Raw genomic sequence first — 18,670 nt, 5'->3', positions numbered from 1 at the left:
ATCTTCGCACCGCGCCATCACAAGATCCGCCCGAAGAGGATTGTGGTAACGACGACGGCGATCGCGAGCGAAAGAGCAATCCAGGCAAGCAGACCACGATAGTCGAAGAGATAGATCTGAGCCGGTATGTGGTACTTCATGATCGCCTCCTGTGGCTGATCTGTTCGGACCGCTTGGCTTGGTGTTTACAAGATGTGTGCAGTTCTGAACGCCCGTTCGGCCCGTGCGATCGCGTCGTTGCCGGCATTGACGAGTTCGAGATTGCCTTCATCGGTTACCCGCTCATGGCATTCGCCGTTGCTGCGTATGCGGTACTGGAGCGCATTGTCGCGGATCGGCAGCGTCGCGGTAATGCGATATGTTTCTCCGACAATTGACTCCCTCGTCAGCGCCCCTCTGGAGCGAACGAGCTGGCCAACGTGAAAACGGTGGACAGGCGACTGGTCGCGCGGACTGCGGATGATGCGTTTGGTGAACGTTAGCGTGTTCATGATGGTCTCAGTCCTCTTAAAATGTGCTTGGGCACGGTCGGCCGGACAGCTGCTCAAAGATGGCTTGGCGCGGGCGAACAGATGTCCCGAAGCGAGATGTGCTTCGAGACGAAGCGTAGGCCCAAACACTGGAACCGAAGCTTGCGTATCTGTCGAAAATTTAGGAGATCGGGGCGGTTCGAAGTTCTGATACCGCGAAAGCCACATCGGCCAAATCTACTTGGCTTAATATAGCGCGTCGATTGAGTTTCAATTGAGGCGGTTGTGTCTGCTGGTGGGGATGCGCGCTCCTATTGGCGGGCTTGCCGGTGGTTCTCCGGATGTCGGGGCTCATCAACCGTCACTCCATCACGGTCTTCCGTTGTCCGCTCGATAAAGCCCCGCGTCAATTGCGGATGTGGTAAGCTCATCGTTTGGAATTGGAGACTGCGATCGAAGGGGCCTTGAACCGAACGGCTGCCGACACCTTGCAAAAGGCGCTTGCACGTTTCCTTACTCAAGCCTGATGACGCCCGGCCGCGATGATCTCATTCGAAGAAGGAGAGGCGCAATGTCCTCCCGTTTGGTCTTCTGCCTGCTTCTGGTTGCCCTGTCGGTTGTCCTTGTCTGGGCCTTCAGACCGCCTCAGGGCAACGCCGATGGTCGCTCAGCCATGCCGCATCTGGCGGATCAGGGCCAGGTCGTGAACCCCGATTGTGGACTGGGCTGAACCATGGCAACGCTACGGTACGGTCTCAAGGTCGAAGCCAACAATGTCTGGGCGGTGGTCGATGTCTTCACCGGGCAGCCGGTCGTTCTTCACGGCTCTCTGCTGTCGAACTTGCCGCGCGATGAAGCGGATGATCTTCTGGATATTCTCAATCTCAAAGACGGCATACGCAGGGGCACGATAAAGGTTCCGCCCCGCGCGCCGGAAGATGAGAGCTAGTTCCGCCGCACCAAGGCAGCCGCCACGGCGGTTGACGTTGTCGGTCAAGGTTCCGCTCTTGTCCGAGCCGATAGACGCCTCCAACTTCGGGCGTTCATGGAACCGCAATCGAAGCGACACGTTTGCGTGTGTTAGACTTCGGGGCACTACTGGCATTCCGCCGGCATCCCCGATGGGAAAAATCATGAAAACCTTTCTGATCGCATTGGGCGTGGCTGCCGCTACGTCATGGACGGCCTTTGCCGCAGAACCAGGCAAGATGGTCGACACGAAGATGGGCAAGGTCATGGCCACGGATACGGGCATGACCCTCTACACGTTCGACAAGGACACCAAGGGCAAGTCGAACTGCGACGCCGATTGCCTGAAGAAATGGCCGGCCTTCCACGCCGCAGCGAATGCAAAGGCAGATGGCGAATGGTCGTTGGTCAAGGACACCGCCGGCATGCAGATGTGGGCCTACGACGGAAAGCCGCTTTACACCTATGCCGAAGACACGAAGGCTGGCGACGTCAAGGGTGACGGCGTCAACGGCGTCTGGCACCGCGCCAAATAACACCCCAAACGACGGCGGGCGGCTTTATGGCCGCCCGCCTCTGGGCGCCGGAACGAAGGCACATCTGGCGCGTTACATCCTACGTTGGAGTACAGCAAAAAATAGCATCGTCCATCATCTTGATCGACGATAACCAGGGTACTCCCAGGAGACCCAAATGGATATCACCACACTACTCATCATCGTTCTCATCGTTCTCTTGCTCGGCGGCGGCGGCTGGTACGGTCGCGGTCGCTGGTATTGAGCCATTCGTCTACGGACGGACACGTAGGCCCTTTCTGAATGGATCGGGTTGTCCGAGGGAGACCTAGCAAGGCGGGCAATTGCCCGACATTGCGTCGTATGAGTTCGTGAGCGAGCCACGTTGCGGTCACTCAAATCTCTACCTCGTCGGACCTGCGCCGGCAGTCCATCGGATGCCGGCCTAGTCTCGTCGTCTGCTCGATCCGGCGAGTGTGTCGTCTGTGAAAAGGTGCCCCTGGAGGAGGCGGATCGGGCAATGTCAGATTCTCGCAGATGGATAGGGCCTGTTCTCGGTACGGGCGCGCTTGCCCTGCTGGTGATCGGTTGCGCCCTGGTCCTCTGGCCCTTCCTGTCGGCTTTGTTGTGGGCTGCGGTGATCTGTTTCTCGACCTGGCCGCTCTACCGCCAATGCGAACGTGCCGTCGGAGGATATCGCCCAGCTGCCGCGGCGATAATGACGATGCTGGTAGTCTTTGTCTTGGCAGCACCCCTTGCGTTCCTTGTGACCGCGCTCGTGGACGATATAAAGACTGTTGCCGAAGCGATTGCGCACGTCCTGGAAGAGGGGCCGTCGGTGCCGCCCAACTGGGTCAAGGGCCTGCCGATCATTGGCGAAGGCGTTGCGGCCTACTGGGAGAACCTCGCTCATGACGCCCCAGCGTTCATAGCTGAACTCAAGAAACTGACGGGACCCGTCACCGATATGGCGCTTGCAGGCGGAGCGGCGCTCGGGGCCGTCCTGCTTGAGCTCGCACTCAGCATCTTCATCACCTTCTTTTTGTTCCTGCATGGTCGCCGCATGATCGGCTTCATGCGCCAGATCAGCGAGCGCGTTGCCGGTCCCCGCGCCAAGAGATTGCTGATGGTCATCGGTATGACCGTGAAGGGTGTCGTCTACGGCATGATCGGAACTGCCCTTGCACAGGGCTTGCTGGCCGGCACCGGTTTCTGGATCGCCGGTGTGCCCCAACCGATATTGTTGGGCGGCCTGACCTTTGCGCTGTCATTCGTGCCGGGAGGCCCGCCGTTTCTCTGGGTACCGGTGGCGCTTTGGTTGCTGTTGCAAGGTTCCATGGGCTGGGCGATCTTCGTCGCCGTCTGGGGGCTCCTGCTCGTCAGCAGCATTGACAACTTTCTTCGGCCGTATCTGCTCAACCAAAACAGCAACCTGCCGGTGTTGCTCGGCTTGTTTGGACTCGTCGGCGGAGTGCTTGCCTTTGGGCTGATCGGGCTATTTCTCGGACCCACCCTGTTGGCGGTCGCTTACAACTTGTTTCTCGAGTGGGTCGCAGCCGAGCTCGAAGAACGGGCGCAAACAGCGTCCCCTTCCGGCGTGCCCGAGGATACGAGAACCACGGCAAGGAACTGAGCTCCGATCAATGGAACGTTCCAGGTGTTGCGGCGCGATCAAACGCCATGCCGCCACCCTGATTTTCCCCATCGGTCCAATTCTTTAGACGAAAAAGGCGAGGTGAGCATTTGCGGTCTGATTGACGACCTTGGTGGCGATGGCGATCGCGGTCAGGGCAATGTCCGTCGCCTGCTCTTCGTCGAGCGTCGCGTCTGAAGCAGCTTGGCGGGGGATGCCGCTGATTCCGGCGGCGGAGGCGGTGTGCTTTCCGCCCGGCCTATTTCATATAGGCGCGCACCACGTCGACCAGTTCGGCCGCCGCTTCATCCCGATCCTTTTGCGACAGGTCGGCCGCGGCCAGATGCATGTGGATGTGGTCCTCGACAACCTCCGCCATCAGGCCGTTGACCGCGCCGCGGATGCCGGCGATCACCTGCATGACCTCGGCGCAGCCCTTTTCCTCCTCAAGCATCCGTTCGACCGCCTCCATCTGGCCCCGGAGCCGCCGGACCCGGTTGATGAGCTTCTGTTTTTCACGCATGGTATGGGTCATCGGTCACTCCGGTTTCGGGCGCCGTCACTATGCGGCCCGTGCTTCCACCTCCACGGTGACATGCGACAAATCGTGAATGGCGGCAAGCTTCTCACGATAATAGGACGGTGCCCGCGGGTTGTCGGCGACAATCGAGACGATCGCGCCGTGGTGACCCGGTCCGAGCTGCCAGACGTGCAGATCGACAATCTCGGCATCTTCCTTGGCGACGATCTCGCCGATTTCTTCGGGCAGGTCTTCGCCTTCGGGAAGGTAATCCAGCAAGGTTGCGCCGGTGTCGCGGATGAGACCGAAGGACCAGCGCGCAATGACGATTGCGCCGACGATACCTATGGCGGGATCGAGCCACAGCCAGCCATAGATCGCGCCCAGACCGAGCGCGACAATTGCGAGAACCGAGGTCAGCGCATCGGCGAGGACATGCAGATAGGCGGCGCGCAGGTTTCGATCCTGCCCGCCATGGTGTCCATGATGCGACCCGTGGTGATCATGATGGTGATGGGCGTGGTCGTCCTTCAGCAGCCAGGCGCACACGAGGTTGACGATGAGGCCGGCGACGGCGACGAGAATCGCCTCGCTAAAATCGATCGCCACCGGAGCGTTGAGGCGGCGCAGGCTCTCCCAGCCGATCAGCAGAGCGATGAGCGCCAGCACGATGGCGCTGGAAAAACCGGCCAGGTCGCCAAGCTTTCCGGTGCCGAAGGTGAAACGGCGATTGTTCGAATGCTTGCGCGCATAGAGATAGGCAAGCGCGGCGATCTCGATCACCATCATCGTTGCGGTGATCGCGATGACGATCCAGGTCCGCCGCTCGTTGCGCTCGTGATTGCCGCCGAGGAAGACGTGATCGTGGCGCGCCGCGAGCACCCGCCCTTCGCCATGCGAATGCCCGTGGTGACTGTGGTGGTGATGATGGTCGTGTTGGTGATTGCTCATGCCGGCGGCTCCAATATTATATAGGGGGGTACCCTATATAAGGCTCGCCGTAAAGTGCTCGGTTCCTGCTTCCGCCGCCGTCAGACAATGTTGTTGCCGGCGGCAATGGGCGCTGGCGGCATCAGCCTCCGTGATCGGCTCTAGCCGGCTCGACCGAGCGCGATGGCTGAGCCCGTGAACGGCAGCACCCGCTTGTAGCCCGCCGGCGTCGGCTCGATCTGCGTGGCGGCGGACGTGCCGAATTGCGTGATGCCCGCGCCGAGATAGTGTACGAAATCATGGCGGCGACCGCCGAAATCGAACGGTGCGCTTGCAATCAGGCGGGCCGAAAACACATTGGTGCCGAACAGCACCGCCGTTGTCCCAGCGATGGTGTCGGAGACCGTGGTTCCCACCACCAGGCTGATCCGCCGGAACGTGGCTATGCATTCTCCCTTGGCGAAGGAGGCGGGGTCATCGAAGGTTCCAACCGGCTTGCGCTGAAGATAGAGCGAAAATTCGCCGACCGGGTCGAGGCCAAGGGACAGGACCCCGTTTGCCGCCGCTTGCGCCTTGAACGGCTTGGCGGCGAAGGTGAAATGGGCAGTCGTTTCGCCCGGTTCTCCATCAAACATCTGGGCATCAAGAAAAGGCAGGTGCAGGAAATAGCCGTAGTCGGCCAACGTGCCGTCGTTCGCCTCGTAGAAGCGGCCGGTGGCGTACCAGGCGAGTTCGGCGGAAAGCAGTGCGCTCATGACGGGCAATCCTGTGGTCAGCGGTGGAGTTGCAGCCAGCAGGTTGTGCAGCGTTCTGTCCCGTGCGGGAAGGCCCATCGGGGCGCGTGTGCCGGTCGGAGCGCCCAATCAGCCGATAGAGTAAATGCGCGCTAGCAGGGCCAGCGTGTGATGCCCCAACCTGCGACACCGCGCGCCATGCGCGACAAGTTGCATACTCACGCCCTGATCAGCGAGGTCGCGAGATCGCCATAGCCGGTGAAGCGGTACTCGTATTCAAGCCCGAGATAGTCCGCCGCCTCTTCGCCTCTTCCTGCAGGGCCAGATCCTCCTCCTGCGAGAGATAGACCAGCTTGCGGTAATGGCCGAAATACATGTCCCTCAGTTCCGGATGCCGGTCGAGGCCGAGCAGTCGATGACGAAGGTTTCGAACTGGCGGGCGAGGAAATCGGTGAGGAAAAAGGCGGTGATGTCGTCGTCCCAGCGGCGGGCGAAATCCCTGTTGCCGGCAAAGCCGGCAAAGAAGGAATAACGGTGCGGGCCGGAGATGCGCTCGACCTCTTCCTCTTCGCAGAGACGGTGGAGACGGCCGCCGAAACCGCACCCTTTGCCCGGCTCGATAAAGGATCAAGCCGGGCTGGTGTTTGCGTCAGGCCGCTTTTTCGGCGGTCTGATTGACGACTTTTGTGGCGATCGCGGTCAGGGCAATGTCCGTCGCCTGCTCTTCGTCGAGCGTCGTCTGAAGCAGCTTGGCGGCGTCTTTCATGCCCAGCTCCAGAGCCCACGTCCTCAGCGTGCCATAGCGTGACATTTCGTAGTGTTCGACAGCCTGTGCGGCTGCAAGCAGTCCGGCGTCGAGCGCGGGCGAGCCTTGATACTCTTCCATGATCGAGGCGCCTTCCTTGGTGATGCCCATGATCGCGTCACAGGTCTTCTTCGCAGGCTTCTTGCCGATGATCTTGAACACTTCGTCCAGCCGCTCGACATGGACCTTTGTCTCTGCGAGATGCTTGATAAACGCGTCCTTGAGCGGCTTGCTCTTGGCGGCATCGCGCATCTTCGGCAGTGTGTCGACGATCTTGTTCTCGGCGAAGTAAACGTCCTTCAACGTATCGTGAAAAAGCACGTCCAGTGTCTTGATGTCCTTGGCCATGATGGCTCCTGTTGTTCGAGGGCTCACTGTCATGTTCCAGGCGACGCGCCTGGCCGTGCTGGCTGCCCGTGAGCGGCGGCCAGATAGCGGAGATCGGACGGTTGGAATGGCGGTTACAGTTGGACGGCTAGAGCGACGACTGACAGTAAATCTGTTGCCTGTGTTCAGCCGAAATCGTGGTTCTCTCGGGCCAATGCTGTTTGTATGTCAACGAGCGAGTGGCGCTTCGCCTCGGGCAAGATGCCCCGTGTTTCATGCCATAGGGCACATTCAAGGAGCGAAGCCTCGTCGGTATTGCCGAACCGAAACTCATCCATAATGAATCTGGCCAGGCGGTCGGCATGGTCGCCGGGACGCTTTTTCGAGCAGGTCGCCTCAAAAACCCTCCGGACCACCACGATGTCGTGGGGGCTGAGATTATGGCCTGTCAGGTTGGGCAGCATGTACATAGAATTCTCCCTTCACCGGCGCCGGAATAGCGCACGCGATCAATCGGTTAGCCGCAAGCGGCGGTCAGGCCGCAGGCTTGGCGACGACATCCGAAACGGCGCCGCCTTCGTCATCCCATCGGTCAATCGCCTCAGCTTTCAACTGTGCCGGCGTCTGATGTTCGCCGTTTGAGGCATCCGCACGCTCTACAAGTGCTGCGGCGAGCGTCGCGCTGGTGTCGATGCCGCTTTCGAGAGCAGTCATCAGAAAGCGTGCCGCGGCAAGCCGTCCGGCCGGATCTGCCGTCGCTGTCGTTCCGTAGAAACCGGCAACGGTAAGCACCTCGAACAACAGGCTGAGGTCGTCTGAATCAAGATAGTGTTCTGGATTGCTGGAAGACATTACGTCCTCCTTTGGTTGGGGCGCAGGCACGGAAAGGCCTGTTTGCGACAGCGCCCGCTTCAATCGCTGTCGATGGAGCACCCTGCACGCGTTGTCGCGCCAGTGCAACGAACTTCACTCAAGCACCTTGAGTGTGTCTCGACTGGTCCCGGGGCGCCGTTATGTCTCGTGCGTCCATCGCATTTGCCAGATCGAGCCGGCGGGGGCCGGCCTTTGCGAAGATTTCGCGCGCGGCAAGCGGTGGCAGGCGATAGGCCACAATGAACTCTTCGAGATCGTAGACTGCGTCCCAGCCACGAAGCAGGGCCTCTTTGTCATACTTGAAATGCCTGGTCACTGGAGACGCTCCCGCGTGTTGGATCGGTGCTTGGCGCAAAGACGGCCAATTGTCAGGCGGCAGAGGAAGCGTCAGGGGGGTGGAGATATGATCTGGTAGCTAAACGAGGTGGAGCGCACATGGTTCCAAAATAAACTCTGAAGTCGACGAGATTTAAATTGAATAGTTACAGATCGTGAGACCTGATTTTTCTCGAGATATGTTTTCTAGTGGTTTTTCTCTTGAAGATTATTTCGGTTTGTCTTGCGCATGTCATTGTATATGCGTGTGTTATCCAAATTGTTTGTGTGTTTGTCTATTTGTGTAGATCGAGAGATTGTGCCTATATGCTTGGATCGAGGAATTTTCCCCAGGCCTTAGCCATGACCCTTGCTGTCAACTCCACCTATGCTCTGGCACTGTTCCTGGCCGCGGTCACCCCGGGGCCTGCCATGTTCGCGGTCATTTCCACCAGCATCAGCCGCGGTGTTCGCCCGGCGCTGGCCTTTGGCCTCGGTATCGCGCTCAGCGATATGGTGCTCGTAAGCGTCGCACTTGCTGGCCTCACGGTCATTGCACAGACGTTCGGCTGGCTGTTTCTTGCCATCAAATATGCTGGCGCCGGCTATCTGATTTTCCTCGGATATCGGATGTGGTGCGCGGCTGCGACGGTTGAGGCGGAGGTGGCATCGGGCGAGCGCAGATGGATGCGCTCGCTGGCGCTTGGCGCTGCCATCGGCTTCGGCAATCCGAAGGCGATCCTCTTTCATGCCAGCCTGATGCCGCTGATCCTCGACCTCGAAAGCCTTGATCGCTTCGGGATCGGGACGGTGCTTGCGGTCGTTTTCGCGGTCAATGTTGTCACGATGGGTGGCTATGCGCTCTTGTCTGCGGCATCGTCACGGTGGTTCCGCACCACCCGGGCGGTCCGGGCGCTGAACCGGGTGGCCGGCAGCGCCATGATTGCCACCGGCCTCGCGATCGCCGCGCGCAGCTAGATCTGCCGCGGCCACTTCGGCCGCCATTCCATCATGCGCTGATCAGCGACGTCGCCAGATCGCCGTAACCGGTGAAGCGATATTCGTATTCCAACCCGAGCGTTTCGGCGGCCTTCTTCGCCTTTTCCTGCAGGGCTTTGTCCTCCTGCTGCGAGAGATAGACCAGCTTGCGGTAATGGCCGAAATACATGTCCCTCAGCTCCGGATGCCGATCAAGGCCGAGCGGCTCGATGACGAAGGCTTCGAACTGGCGGGCGAGGAAGTCGGTGAGGAAGAAGGCGGTGATGTCGTCGTCCCAGCGGCGGGCGAAATCCGCGTTGCCGGCAAAGAAGGAGTAACAGTGCGGGCCGGGGATGCGCTCGACCTTTTCTTCTTCGCACAACCGGTCGAGATGGCCGCCGGTGCCGCAATCGGCATAGGCGACGAAAATGCGCTCGGAGCCTTCGGCGCGCGCCTTGGCGATGGCATCGCGCACGCCGGGGGTGATCTTGTCCGGGGTGTTGTGCCAGATGGCGGGCAGACAGTTGAGGTCGATATGGGCGAGCCCGTTTGCCTCGCAGATCGCCAGGATTTCGCGCGCGATGGCGCCACAACCGATCACGTGAACTTTTTTCGGTTGTGCACGTTCTATTGCCGACGATATTTTTTCCATCTTGATTCCATGTGGCTATAAGCGGGAAGGAACCTGACCATGACAGTAAAGACCCTTGCAACCGTCGGCGCCGTTCTCGTCGCCCTGTCAACGCTCACCGCCTGCGGCAACACCATCCGCGGCATCGGGCAGGATACTGCAAACACGGTCAACGCGACACAGTCGGCCGGCAAGAAGGTGGCACACTCCGTCAACTAAGCCTGACGGCGAACGACTGGGCACGGCCTCCGTCACCCACGCCGAACCAGCCAGACATAAGAAAGCCGGCCGCGGATTTCACCCCTGCGGCCGGCTTCGTCATTTCATGGCCTTCGGAGCTTAGCCAGCTGCCAGCCGGTTGTGCTTGCGCTTCATGAAGTCCTTGGCGGTTTCGACGGCGATCGCCGCGTCGCGGCAATAGGCGTCGGCGCCGACGGCCTTGCCGAATTCCTCGTTCAGCGGCGCACCGCCGACGAGAACGACGTAGTCGTCGCGCAGTCCCTTTTCCTTCAGCGTGTCGATCACGACCTTCATATAGGGCATGGTGGTGGTCAAAAGCGCCGACATGCCGAGAATGTCCGGCTGCTCGCGCTCGATCGCTTCGAGGTAGTTCTCGACCGGGTTGTTGATGCCGAGGTCGACGACGTCGAAGCCGGCACCTTCCATCATCATGCCGACGAGGTTCTTGCCGATGTCGTGAATGTCGCCCTTAACGGTGCCGATCACCATCTTGCCGAGCTTGGGCGCGCCGGTTTCGGCGAGAAGCGGGCGCAGGATCGTCATGCCGGCCTTCATGGCGTTTGCCGACAAAAGCACTTCCGGCACGAACAGGATGCCGTCGCGGAAGTCGATGCCGACGATGCGCATGCCTTCGACCAGCGCCTGGGTCAGGACATCGTAGGGCGTCCAGCCGCGCTTGAGCAGGATGTGGGTCCCGTCCTCGATTTCTTCCTTCAGACCGTCATAGAGGTCGTCGTGCATCTGCTGCACAAGTTCTTCGTCGGAAAGGTCCTCGAGAATGATTTCATCGTCTGCCATATTGGGGTTCCTCGGTTCCTGGCACGGCCGCGCAAATATTCCGGGCGCGTCCATCAATCCATAGCGTTCGATTTCTAAAAATCTGTTTTCGAAAGCGACGTCGCATATGACAAAAAGCGACGGGAGGGCAGCTTCTTTTGACGCCTGCATATTCTTAACAAAAACAATATATTCGCGCCACGCGGTTTTTGGCGTCCTGTGGTCGCTTCTCGGTAGTGTTCGAGTTGCGCCACTCCTTGGCGCATTGAGACCCGCAAGGCCCCCTATGCTTGGTAGCATTAGGACCAATTGATGCTTGAAGGCGCAAAAAGTGATGCGCGGGAGAGGAAAAGCGAATGAGCGACGTGACAGATCAGGGCGCGGGTGAAGGCGGCGGTCGCCGCTCGCGTGGCGAGGGACGGGGAGCGGCAGCACGGCGTGCGTCGCGCACCGGCGGCGGTCCGGGACCGTCTCTGCCCTATATCCAACGCAAGATTCGCGAATATGAGGTCCTCGACGAGGAAGGTCTGCAGCTCATCGAGCGCAATGCCGACACGATCCTGGAGGAAATCGGCATCGAGTTCCGCGACGACGCGGAAGCGCTCGAACTGTGGAAAGAGGCCGGTGCCGATGTGCGCGGCCAGCGCGTGCATTTTCCCAAGGGGCTCTGCCGCGAACTCCTGAAGACGGCGCCTTCAGAATTCACCTGGCATGCCCGCAATCCGGAGCGTAGCGCCCAGGTCGGCGGCAAGGCGACGATCTTCGCGCCGGTTTACGGCCCGCCCTTCGTGCGCGATCTCGAGGGCAACCGCCGCTATGCGACGATCGAGGATTTCCGCAATTTCGTGAAGCTCGCCTATATGGCGCCGTCGATACATTCGTCGGGCGGCACGGTCTGCGAGCCGGTCGATATCCCGGTCAACAAGCGCCATCTCGATATGGTCTACAGCCATATCAAATATTCCGACAAACCCTTCATGGGCTCGGTCACGGCGCCGGAGCGCGCGGAAGACACGATCGCCATGGCGAAGATCGTCTTCGGCGATGAGTTCGTCGAAAACAATTGCGTCACGCTGAACCTGATCAACGCCAACTCGCCGATGGTCTTCGACGAGACCATGGTCGGCGCGCTGAAGGTCTATGCCCGCCACAACCAGGCCTGCGTCCTTTCGCCGTTCATCCTGTCGGGCGCCATGAGCCCGGTGACGGTTGCCGGCACGCTGACGCAGATCCTTGCCGAAGTTCTCGCCGGCGCCTCCTTCACCCAGCTGATCCGCAAGGGCGCGCCGGTTCTGTTCGGTACGTTCGCGGCCTCGATCTCGATGCAGTCGGGCGCACCGACCTTCGGCACGCCGGAGCCGTCGCTGGTTTCCTACGGTGCTGCCCAGCTCGCGCGTCGCCTGAAGCTGCCGTTCCGTACCGGCGGCTCGCTCTGCGGCTCCAAGGTTCCGGATGCACAGGCAGCGCACGAATCGGCCAGCACGCTTAACATGACGCTGCTTGCCGGCACCAACTTCGTGCTGCATGCGGCCGGCTGGCTCGAAGGCGGTCTCGTCTCGTCCTACGAGAAGTTCATGATCGACCAGGACCAGCTCGGCATGATGCAGAAGATGGCCGAGGGCATCGATCTCTCGGAAGAAGCCCAGGCGCTGGACGCAATCCGCGAAGTCGGCCCGGGCAGCCATTATCTCGGCTGCGCCCATACCCAGGCCAACTTCCAGACGGCTTTCTATCGCTCGCCGCTCGCCGACAACAATTCCTTCGAGCAGTGGGAAGTGGAAGGCGAAAAGCGCATCGAGCAGCGCGCCAATGCGCTCGCCCGCAGCTGGCTGGAACACTACGAAGCGCCTTACCTCGATCCCGCGATCGACGAAAAGCTCAAGGCCTTTATCGACCAGCGCAAGAATTCGATGCCGGACGCTTTCACCTGAAAGGGTCCCGAGCGAGCCAGGGAGCAAGGCGGCGCGGCGCAGGTGGCCGACATGATCCAGAAGGAGGTCTGGCGCCCGCATTACGAACACCAGGGGCCGAAACCGAAATGACGGCGCCTTCCGCGACAGCGGACAAGATTGTCGAGATAGTCCGTGCGGCGCTGGCGCCGCACGGACTTTTTTTGCGCGGAACGCTGAACTTCTCTTCCGCAGAGGCAGCACCGCTGCTGGCCGATGGGCGACCGGCGGCAAGCGTGCTGCTGATCGGCAATATCGGCGGCTCGCTGTGGCAGGCCTTCAATGCCTGGCGGGAGGGCCTGCCGGATCGTGGCGGTGCCGATCCGCTCGACACCTGGTCGAAGGTGGTGATAGGGCCGGTTGCCGCAGCCTGCGGGGCGACTGCCTATTTCCCATCCGATCCGCCGTGGCAGCCCTTCCAGCAATGGGCGATGCGGGCAGAGGGCCTGCAACCTTCGCCGCTCGGCATCCTCATCCATCCGCGTTACGGGCTCTGGCACGGTTATCGTGGCGCCCTTGCTTTCGACAGGCCGTTTCCCGAAACCGGCGAGCGGGCGGCGCAGCACCCTTGCGATCGTTGTGCCGCAAAGCCCTGCATGTCAGCCTGTCCAGCAAATGCGCTTGTCGAAGAGCGCTTCGATGTCGGCCTCTGCCGCGGGCATCTGCGCAGCGAAGCGGCCAGGGGTTGCCTGTCGGCAGGCTGTCTTTCGCGCGATGCCTGTCCTGTCGGGAGTGACTATCGCTATCGTCAGGAACAGCTTCGCTTCCATATGGCAGCGCTTAGCCTCTAAAGCTTGATCCCGGTGGGTCCGCAGTTTTCCTCTGCATCACGCTCTAACTTACGAGAATCGATCACCTTTATGACTGGGGTCGGCGCCCCAAAATCGCTGTGGTCTCGGCCGCCCGGCTGACCTCCTTGTCTGCAAAGATGGTGCAAATCTCCAAAATGACTAAAATTGGAGATGTCTTGGAAAGATAATATTATCGAATTTACACCGATCTGGACGGCGTGGCGTTGGAGTCCATCGTATGAGAGGTAGCCCAGTCGTATCCGTGAGTAACTATCCTCCGCACCTTTCGCGTGAGGAGGTGGAAGCGCAGATCTCTCGCCTTAACAGCATCCACGCCGCAAACAGCCAGGTCCTCGATGAAGCCTTCAAGCGCCTGCTGGCGATCGGCGCCGGCCATGCCGCCGTCATTGCCGCCTGCATCACCGGCTTCGATGCGCTGGTGGACCGTTCGGTGTTTTCGGGCGGTTTCCTTCCCGATGCCATCGACCTACTCCGGAAATTCGCACTGACCGTCAGCGCCCTTGGCCTGTTCCTCACTTTCCTGGCGATTGGCAACAATTTCGGCGAGGTGCAGAAGGAAGCGAAGCGCCATGCGGTGAAACTCGCAACGACGCTCAGGGAAAAGCGCCTGCTGCTTTCGCTGTCGCAGGATGTGCTGAACCGCGATCCCAAATCCTATGTGCTTGCTGGCGTCGGCGGCTTTGCCTGCCTCTGCGTGATCTTCGGGCTGGCGGCTGCGGCCGGGAGTTATGGACTTGTGATTGCCATGGGGCTGATCGCCGCCGGCTGAGGGCGGATGCTTGTCGTTGGCGTTGCGCCAGAACCGCCGCAATCTCCGTCATGCTTGACGTCTGATTCGATTGGACCTTTTGCCATGCCGCTTTTCCCAAAGCCTTTTCTCGTCGGTGCCGTTCTGTCGGCTGGCCTTGCCGGGCCTGCTGCTGGCGCCTGCCGCGACGTCAGCCATCTCGGACAGGACTATCTCGCCTGTTCGTTCAATCCGGCGACAAGCGACATCCGGCTCTACAACAAGGACCAGGCGGGCGTGCCTTTTCGCTCCTTCCGGGCGCTGTCGCTCGAACTGCGCCACCGTGACGAGTACATGGCCTTCGCCATGAACGGCGGCATGTATCACGACGACCTGTCGCCTGTCGGCCTGCATATCGAAGAGGGGCGCGAGCAGGCGCCGCTCAACACCAATACCGGCTGGGGCAATTTCCATCTGCTGCCGAACGGAGTGTTCTACGTCGATGACGACAAGGCGGGCGTGATGGCGGCGGACGCCTATCGCGACGCCAAGATCGCCCCGCGCTTTGCCACGCAGTCGGGCCCGATGCTGGTGATCGACGGCAAGCTGCATCCGCGTTTCCTGCCCGATAGCACCAGTCTAAAGACCCGCAACGGCGTCGGCGTGACGGAGAATGGCGAGGTTGTCTTCGTCATCTCGAAGCGTCCAGTGCGTTTCCACGATTTCGCGACGCTCTTTCGTGACACGCTTGATTGCCCCAATGCGCTTTTCCTCGACGGTACGATTTCCAGCGTCTACGCGCCCGAGATCGATCGTCACGACCGGCTGTTTCCGATGGGGCCGATGATCGCCGTCGTCGGGAAATTTCCGCGCTGATTTTCTCTGGACGCGGGATGCGGGCGGAAAACCGCACACACTTTTTCTCATCCCGTTCGAAAAAATATGTCTTCCACCCAAGGAACGGGCAGCCTGCAACGTCTAAGGTTCAAATGAGGTGAGGGCGGGCACGGATTTGGACGCTGAACTCGTCGAAAAGGCGGTAGGTGGAGACCGGCAGGCTTTTGGTGAGCTGGTCGAACGACACTATGATTTTGTCCATGCGGTCGCCTGGCGCTGGTCCGGCAACGCGTCGGATGCCGAGGATATTGCCCAGGATGTCTGCCTGCGCTTAGGCGCTGCGATCCGCGGTTTTCGCGGCACCAGCCGGTTTCGCACCTGGCTTTACACGCTGACTTTGAATGGCGCCCGCGATCACAAGAGACGGCAGGCGCGCGATGACCGGCGCATGCAGGCCTATGCCAGCGAGCAGGCGACGATCGCTCCGCCCGAGGATCCCGATGAGGCGCAGCGCGAGGCGCTGTGGGCGGCGGTACGCGACCTGCCGGAAAAGCAGTGCGACGCGGTGCTGCTCGTTTATGCCGAGGGGCTCAGCCACGCGGCAGCGGCCGACGTGCTCGGCTGCTCGGAAGCAACCATATCCTGGCATGTGCATGAGGCGCGCAAGCGGCTGAAGACATTGCTTGGCAAGGAGGCGGTGTGACCATGAGCGACGATTTCGAAAAGCTTGGCCGGCTTACGCCGCCGAAGGCTTCTGCGGAAGCGCGCGCCCGCGCGCTCACTGCCGCCATGCAGGCCTTCGACGAGCGGCAAGAAAATTCGACTGCCACCCAAGGATCGGTCCAGCCGGTTCGTCAAAGCTCCATCTTCAACCGGATATGGAGCCCCATCATGAACCGGAAACTGCTTGCCGGATCGGCACTCGCCACACTTCTCGTCGTGCCTGCCGCAGCCTTTCTGACGCTAGAACTGACGCGCAACGGTGCGCTCGGCGAGAGCGGGCAGGAGATCGCGCTGAAGGACGAGGCGAAGAAGGAAGTGCAAAGGCAAAGGCCCGAGCCGCAGATGGCGGCCAAAAAGGCGGCCACAGATGAACTCGCGCGCCAGCGGGAGGCAAAAACCCTGGAGGCGCCCGCCAGCGCAGCGGTGGAGAGCGAGGCCGCAGCGCCCGCTGCGGATGCAATGGCCAACGGCGTTGCGCGCGACAGCGCCGCCCCGCTGTCGGCCGTCGGTGGCATGCAGCCGCAGATGACCTATCAGCCTGCGCCGATCGCCCAAGAGGAGAGCCTGATCGCACCGCCGGAAAACCGCGAGCGCTTCGGCAAGGCCGACAGCAATCCGGTCAAAAGCGTTCTGACCGAGCCGGTCTCCACCTTCTCGGTTGATGTCGACACCGCGTCCTACGCCTTCGTGCGCCGCTCGCTGATGGAAGGGCAGATGCCGGAGCGTGACGCCGTGCGGGTCGAGGAGATGGTCAATTACTTCCCCTATGATTGGCCGCGCCCGGAAACCGCCGCCGAGCCGTTCAAGGCGACGGTGACGGTGACCCCGACGCCGTGGAACGGCGGCACACGGCTGATGCATGTGGCGATCAAGGGCTACGACGTCGTGCCAGCGCAAGCGCTGAAGGCAAACCTCGTTTTCCTGATCGACGTCTCCGGCTCCATGGACGAGCCGGACAAGCTGCCATTGTTGAAGAGCGCCTTCCGGCTGCTCGTCGAGAGATTGAAGCCCGAGGATACGGTGTCGATCGTCACCTATGCCGGCAATGCCGGGACGGTGCTGGAGCCGACCGCGGTGAAGGACAAGGCGAAGATCCTTGCCGCGATCGATACATTGCAGCCGGGTGGTTCGACCGCCGGCGCCGAAGGTATCGATGCGGCCTATGCGCTCGCCGAAAAGGCCTTCGTCAAGGGCGGGGTCAACCGCGTCATGCTGGCGACCGATGGCGATTTCAACGTCGGCCCGTCGAGCGACGAGGATCTGAAGCGGCTGATCGAAGACAAGCGCAAGAGCGGCATCTTCCTCTCGGTGCTCGGCTTCGGCCGCGGCAACTACAACGACGCGCTGATGCAGACGATCGCCCAGAACGGCAACGGCACGGCCGCCTATATCGACACGCTCGCCGAAGCGCAGAAGACGCTAGTGGAGGAGGCAGGCTCGTCGCTCTTCCCGATCGCCAAGGACGTCAAGCTGCAGGTGGAGTTCAACCCGGCGGCGATCGCCGAATACCGGCTGATCGGCTACGAGACGCGCGCCTTGAAGCGTGAAGACTTCAACAACGACAAGGTGGACGCCGGTGACATCGGCTCCGGCCATAGCGTGACGGCGATCTACGAGGTGACGCCGACGGGCAGCCCCGCGGTGCTGAACGACGACCTGCGCTATGCGGAGGCACAGAAGCCGGCGGCAGAAGCAAGCCCGCATGGCGGCGAGCTCGCCTTCCTGAAGATCCGCTACAAGAAGCCTGACGGCGACAAAAGCGAACTGATCACCACGCCGGTGACCGAGGCCAATGCAGTGCCGGCGCTCGCTGAGGCGCCCAACGACGTTCGCTTCTCCGTCGCGGTTGCGGCCTTCGGGCAGAAGCTCGCGGGCGTAACGGCCCTCGCTGACTATTCCTATGACTCAGTCATCGACCTTGCCACCGCTGCCAAGGGCGCCGACCCGTTCGGCTATCGCGGCGAGTTCGTCAACCTGGTGCGGCTGGCGAAGGGGCTCGGTGGTTCGCGCAATTGAAGGTGGCTCGGTTTGAGTGGGCTCGCCCCTCATCCACACGGTGAGGGAGGCCCCTCATCCGGCTGCCGCCACCTTCTCCCCGCCTGCGGGGAGAAGGAAATGCATGGCACCCGCTCATACCCACAGCGGCCCATTCGCGCCTTGCCCTGGAGATCGAGGACAAGTGGAGACGTAGCCGTCGCTCTCCCCGCCTGCGGGGTTAGGGTGAGGGGCGATTGGCGGCCTCATCCGCCCTCATTCCTGTGACAAGCACAGGAATGAGGGCGTAGAGGTTTGGAGCTTGCACTATCGCCCCCCACGACGGACGGGCTCACATCGAGGAGGGGCTGTCGTTTCACGCCTTCGGAAAAGCGCGGTCCAGACCGCCGGCCTTCGAAAGCCCGGCCTTGAACGCCTGGTAGGCGGCGTGCTGGCTGGAGCGGCCGGCTTCCATCAGGCGCATCTGCAGGCGCGCTGGGGCCGTGTTGCCGAACCATTGCCCGAGCTTTTCCAGTTTCAGGGAGTTCAGGAACTTGGCCTCCGAGGCGAGGTCGAGGTGGCGATAAAGGCCATCCATCAGACGCTCGTCCTGCTCGGGGTTTTCCATCAGCAGGCGCAGGAAGGACTGGTCTGCTTCGGCGAAAGCCCCAAGCTTCTCGGCGACCGTATCCCGGTCGGGAAAGGAGGCTGGGCCGGCGTTCATGTAAGTCTCCCGTCTGCGTTTCCGACCGCGCGGCGCGTCTTGTGAGGCGCGCATGGGGTCGCTGTAGCACGTTGAATTGCTGCATGTTTTCGTCCGTTTCCGGTACGAACAGGCGAGCAGCGAATCTTCCTGTCATCGGGGATAGGCCAGCGGCTATCGGTACGCAAGTTGTAGCGCATATGTCACTCCTGAGCAAATCGTCCAATA

The 18,670-nt window shown here is 61.2% G+C and carries 24 protein-coding genes and 1 pseudogene; 11 read left to right on the top strand and 14 right to left on the bottom strand.

The genetic code is table 11. The annotated features are described in order from the left end of the window. Positions 1-17: 17 nt before the first annotated feature. Both BLU35_RS36225 and BLU35_RS22965 read right to left on the bottom strand, forming a co-directional pair. Complete coding sequence (locus BLU35_RS36225; protein WP_093234627.1) at positions 18-140, bottom strand: hypothetical protein; 123 nt, start codon at positions 138-140, stop codon at positions 18-20. A gap of 45 nt (positions 141-185) precedes the next feature. Further along, a complete protein-coding gene (locus BLU35_RS22965) occupies positions 186-491 on the bottom strand; it encodes a hypothetical protein (protein WP_058323487.1) in 306 nt (101 codons plus the stop codon). Positions 492-1,041: 550 nt separating this feature from the next. On the opposite strand from BLU35_RS22965, the gene BLU35_RS35705 reads away from it, so the two are divergent. Further along, entirely contained in the window at positions 1,042-1,200 is a 159-nt protein-coding gene (locus tag BLU35_RS35705; protein WP_156414722.1) for a hypothetical protein, read from the top strand. A 12-nt stretch (positions 1,201-1,212) separates the two neighbouring features. Here BLU35_RS35705 and BLU35_RS35100 read toward each other — a convergent pair whose 3' ends face one another. Continuing rightward, a complete protein-coding gene (locus BLU35_RS35100; RefSeq protein WP_143032969.1) occupies positions 1,213-1,467 on the bottom strand; it encodes a hypothetical protein in 255 nt (84 codons plus the stop codon). 136 nt (positions 1,468-1,603) lie between these two features. Here BLU35_RS35100 and BLU35_RS22955 point away from each other — a divergent pair, with 136 nt between their 5' ends. Then, positions 1,604-1,975: a COG4315 family predicted lipoprotein gene (locus BLU35_RS22955; protein ID WP_093234625.1), complete on the top strand. Its 372-nt coding sequence runs from the start codon at positions 1,604-1,606 to the stop codon at positions 1,973-1,975. A gap of 499 nt (positions 1,976-2,474) precedes the next feature. Then, a complete protein-coding gene (locus tag BLU35_RS22950; RefSeq protein ID WP_057254127.1) occupies positions 2,475-3,587 on the top strand; it encodes an AI-2E family transporter in 1,113 nt (370 codons plus the stop codon). Between the two features lie 259 nt (positions 3,588-3,846). On the opposite strand, the gene BLU35_RS22945 is transcribed toward BLU35_RS22950, so the two are convergent. From BLU35_RS22945 to BLU35_RS22910, 8 genes and pseudogenes are all read right to left on the bottom strand, one after another. Continuing rightward, positions 3,847-4,122 (bottom strand): metal/formaldehyde-sensitive transcriptional repressor, encoded by a 276-nt coding sequence (locus tag BLU35_RS22945; protein WP_093234624.1) that lies wholly within the window; start codon positions 4,120-4,122, stop codon positions 3,847-3,849. A 27-nt stretch (positions 4,123-4,149) separates the two neighbouring features. Further along, a complete protein-coding gene (gene dmeF / locus BLU35_RS22940; protein ID WP_093234623.1) occupies positions 4,150-5,058 on the bottom strand; it encodes a CDF family Co(II)/Ni(II) efflux transporter DmeF in 909 nt (302 codons plus the stop codon). A 140-nt stretch (positions 5,059-5,198) separates the two neighbouring features. Then, the gene (locus tag BLU35_RS22935) at positions 5,199-5,792 is read right to left on the bottom strand and encodes a hypothetical protein (RefSeq protein ID WP_093234622.1); all 594 of its coding nucleotides are present in this window, start codon (positions 5,790-5,792) and stop codon (positions 5,199-5,201) included. Between the two features lie 197 nt (positions 5,793-5,989). Beyond that, positions 5,990-6,374, bottom strand: a pseudogene (locus tag BLU35_RS22930) (DUF1638 domain-containing protein); the annotation flags it as partial. Positions 6,375-6,420: 46 nt separating this feature from the next. Continuing rightward, positions 6,421-6,924, bottom strand: coding sequence for a YciE/YciF ferroxidase family protein (locus tag BLU35_RS22925; RefSeq protein WP_093234621.1), 504 nt, complete (start codon positions 6,922-6,924; stop codon positions 6,421-6,423). A gap of 164 nt (positions 6,925-7,088) precedes the next feature. After that, positions 7,089-7,373 (bottom strand): hypothetical protein, encoded by a 285-nt coding sequence (locus BLU35_RS22920; protein ID WP_093234620.1) that lies wholly within the window; start codon positions 7,371-7,373, stop codon positions 7,089-7,091. A gap of 64 nt (positions 7,374-7,437) precedes the next feature. After that, a complete protein-coding gene (locus BLU35_RS22915) occupies positions 7,438-7,755 on the bottom strand; it encodes a hypothetical protein (RefSeq protein ID WP_093234619.1) in 318 nt (105 codons plus the stop codon). 118 nt (positions 7,756-7,873) lie between these two features. Next, the gene (locus BLU35_RS22910) at positions 7,874-8,092 is read right to left on the bottom strand and encodes a hypothetical protein (protein ID WP_093234618.1); all 219 of its coding nucleotides are present in this window, start codon (positions 8,090-8,092) and stop codon (positions 7,874-7,876) included. Between the two features lie 362 nt (positions 8,093-8,454). Between BLU35_RS22910 and BLU35_RS22905 the strand changes: the two genes are divergently transcribed. Further along, positions 8,455-9,069, top strand: coding sequence for a LysE family translocator (locus tag BLU35_RS22905; protein WP_093234617.1), 615 nt, complete (start codon positions 8,455-8,457; stop codon positions 9,067-9,069). A gap of 31 nt (positions 9,070-9,100) precedes the next feature. Here BLU35_RS22905 and BLU35_RS22900 read toward each other — a convergent pair whose 3' ends face one another. Beyond that, the gene (locus BLU35_RS22900) at positions 9,101-9,721 is read right to left on the bottom strand and encodes a DUF1638 domain-containing protein (protein WP_093234616.1); all 621 of its coding nucleotides are present in this window, start codon (positions 9,719-9,721) and stop codon (positions 9,101-9,103) included. Positions 9,722-9,760: 39 nt separating this feature from the next. On the opposite strand from BLU35_RS22900, the gene BLU35_RS22895 reads away from it, so the two are divergent. Next, the gene (locus tag BLU35_RS22895) at positions 9,761-9,919 is read left to right on the top strand and encodes an entericidin domain-containing protein (RefSeq protein WP_057254143.1); all 159 of its coding nucleotides are present in this window, start codon (positions 9,761-9,763) and stop codon (positions 9,917-9,919) included. A gap of 120 nt (positions 9,920-10,039) precedes the next feature. On the opposite strand, the gene BLU35_RS22890 is transcribed toward BLU35_RS22895, so the two are convergent. Beyond that, the gene (locus BLU35_RS22890; protein WP_057254147.1) at positions 10,040-10,738 is read right to left on the bottom strand and encodes a cobalamin B12-binding domain-containing protein; all 699 of its coding nucleotides are present in this window, start codon (positions 10,736-10,738) and stop codon (positions 10,040-10,042) included. Between the two features lie 335 nt (positions 10,739-11,073). Here BLU35_RS22890 and BLU35_RS22885 point away from each other — a divergent pair, with 335 nt between their 5' ends. From BLU35_RS22885 to BLU35_RS22860, 6 genes are all read left to right on the top strand, one after another. Continuing rightward, complete coding sequence (locus tag BLU35_RS22885) at positions 11,074-12,648, top strand: trimethylamine methyltransferase family protein (protein WP_058323207.1); 1,575 nt, start codon at positions 11,074-11,076, stop codon at positions 12,646-12,648. A gap of 107 nt (positions 12,649-12,755) precedes the next feature. Continuing rightward, complete coding sequence (locus BLU35_RS22880) at positions 12,756-13,457, top strand: 4Fe-4S dicluster domain-containing protein (RefSeq protein ID WP_093234615.1); 702 nt, start codon at positions 12,756-12,758, stop codon at positions 13,455-13,457. Positions 13,458-13,695: 238 nt separating this feature from the next. Then, positions 13,696-14,247, top strand: coding sequence for a hypothetical protein (locus BLU35_RS22875; protein WP_143032968.1), 552 nt, complete (start codon positions 13,696-13,698; stop codon positions 14,245-14,247). Positions 14,248-14,331: 84 nt separating this feature from the next. Then, positions 14,332-15,081 carry a phosphodiester glycosidase family protein gene (locus tag BLU35_RS22870; protein ID WP_058323215.1) on the top strand — a complete coding sequence of 250 codons (750 nt, stop codon included), beginning with the start codon at positions 14,332-14,334 and terminating at the stop codon, positions 15,079-15,081. A 136-nt stretch (positions 15,082-15,217) separates the two neighbouring features. Beyond that, a complete protein-coding gene (locus BLU35_RS22865) occupies positions 15,218-15,745 on the top strand; it encodes an RNA polymerase sigma factor (RefSeq protein ID WP_093234613.1) in 528 nt (175 codons plus the stop codon). Next, positions 15,742-17,781, top strand: a complete 2,040-nt coding sequence (locus tag BLU35_RS22860; RefSeq protein WP_162730500.1) for a vWA domain-containing protein — start codon at positions 15,742-15,744, stop codon at positions 17,779-17,781. Before BLU35_RS22865 ends, BLU35_RS22860 begins: the two co-directional genes overlap by 4 nt. 334 nt (positions 17,782-18,115) lie before the next feature. Here the strand turns inward: BLU35_RS22860 and BLU35_RS22855 are convergent, their stop codons facing one another. After that, complete coding sequence (locus BLU35_RS22855; protein ID WP_058323203.1) at positions 18,116-18,463, bottom strand: hypothetical protein; 348 nt, start codon at positions 18,461-18,463, stop codon at positions 18,116-18,118. Positions 18,464-18,670: the final 207 nt, after the last annotated feature.

The sequence above is a fragment of the Sinorhizobium sp. NFACC03 genome, from assembly GCF_900103435.1.
Taxonomy (GTDB): Bacteria; Pseudomonadota; Alphaproteobacteria; order Rhizobiales; family Rhizobiaceae; genus Ensifer.
This window is presented reverse-complemented; position numbering and strand designations above follow the sequence as displayed.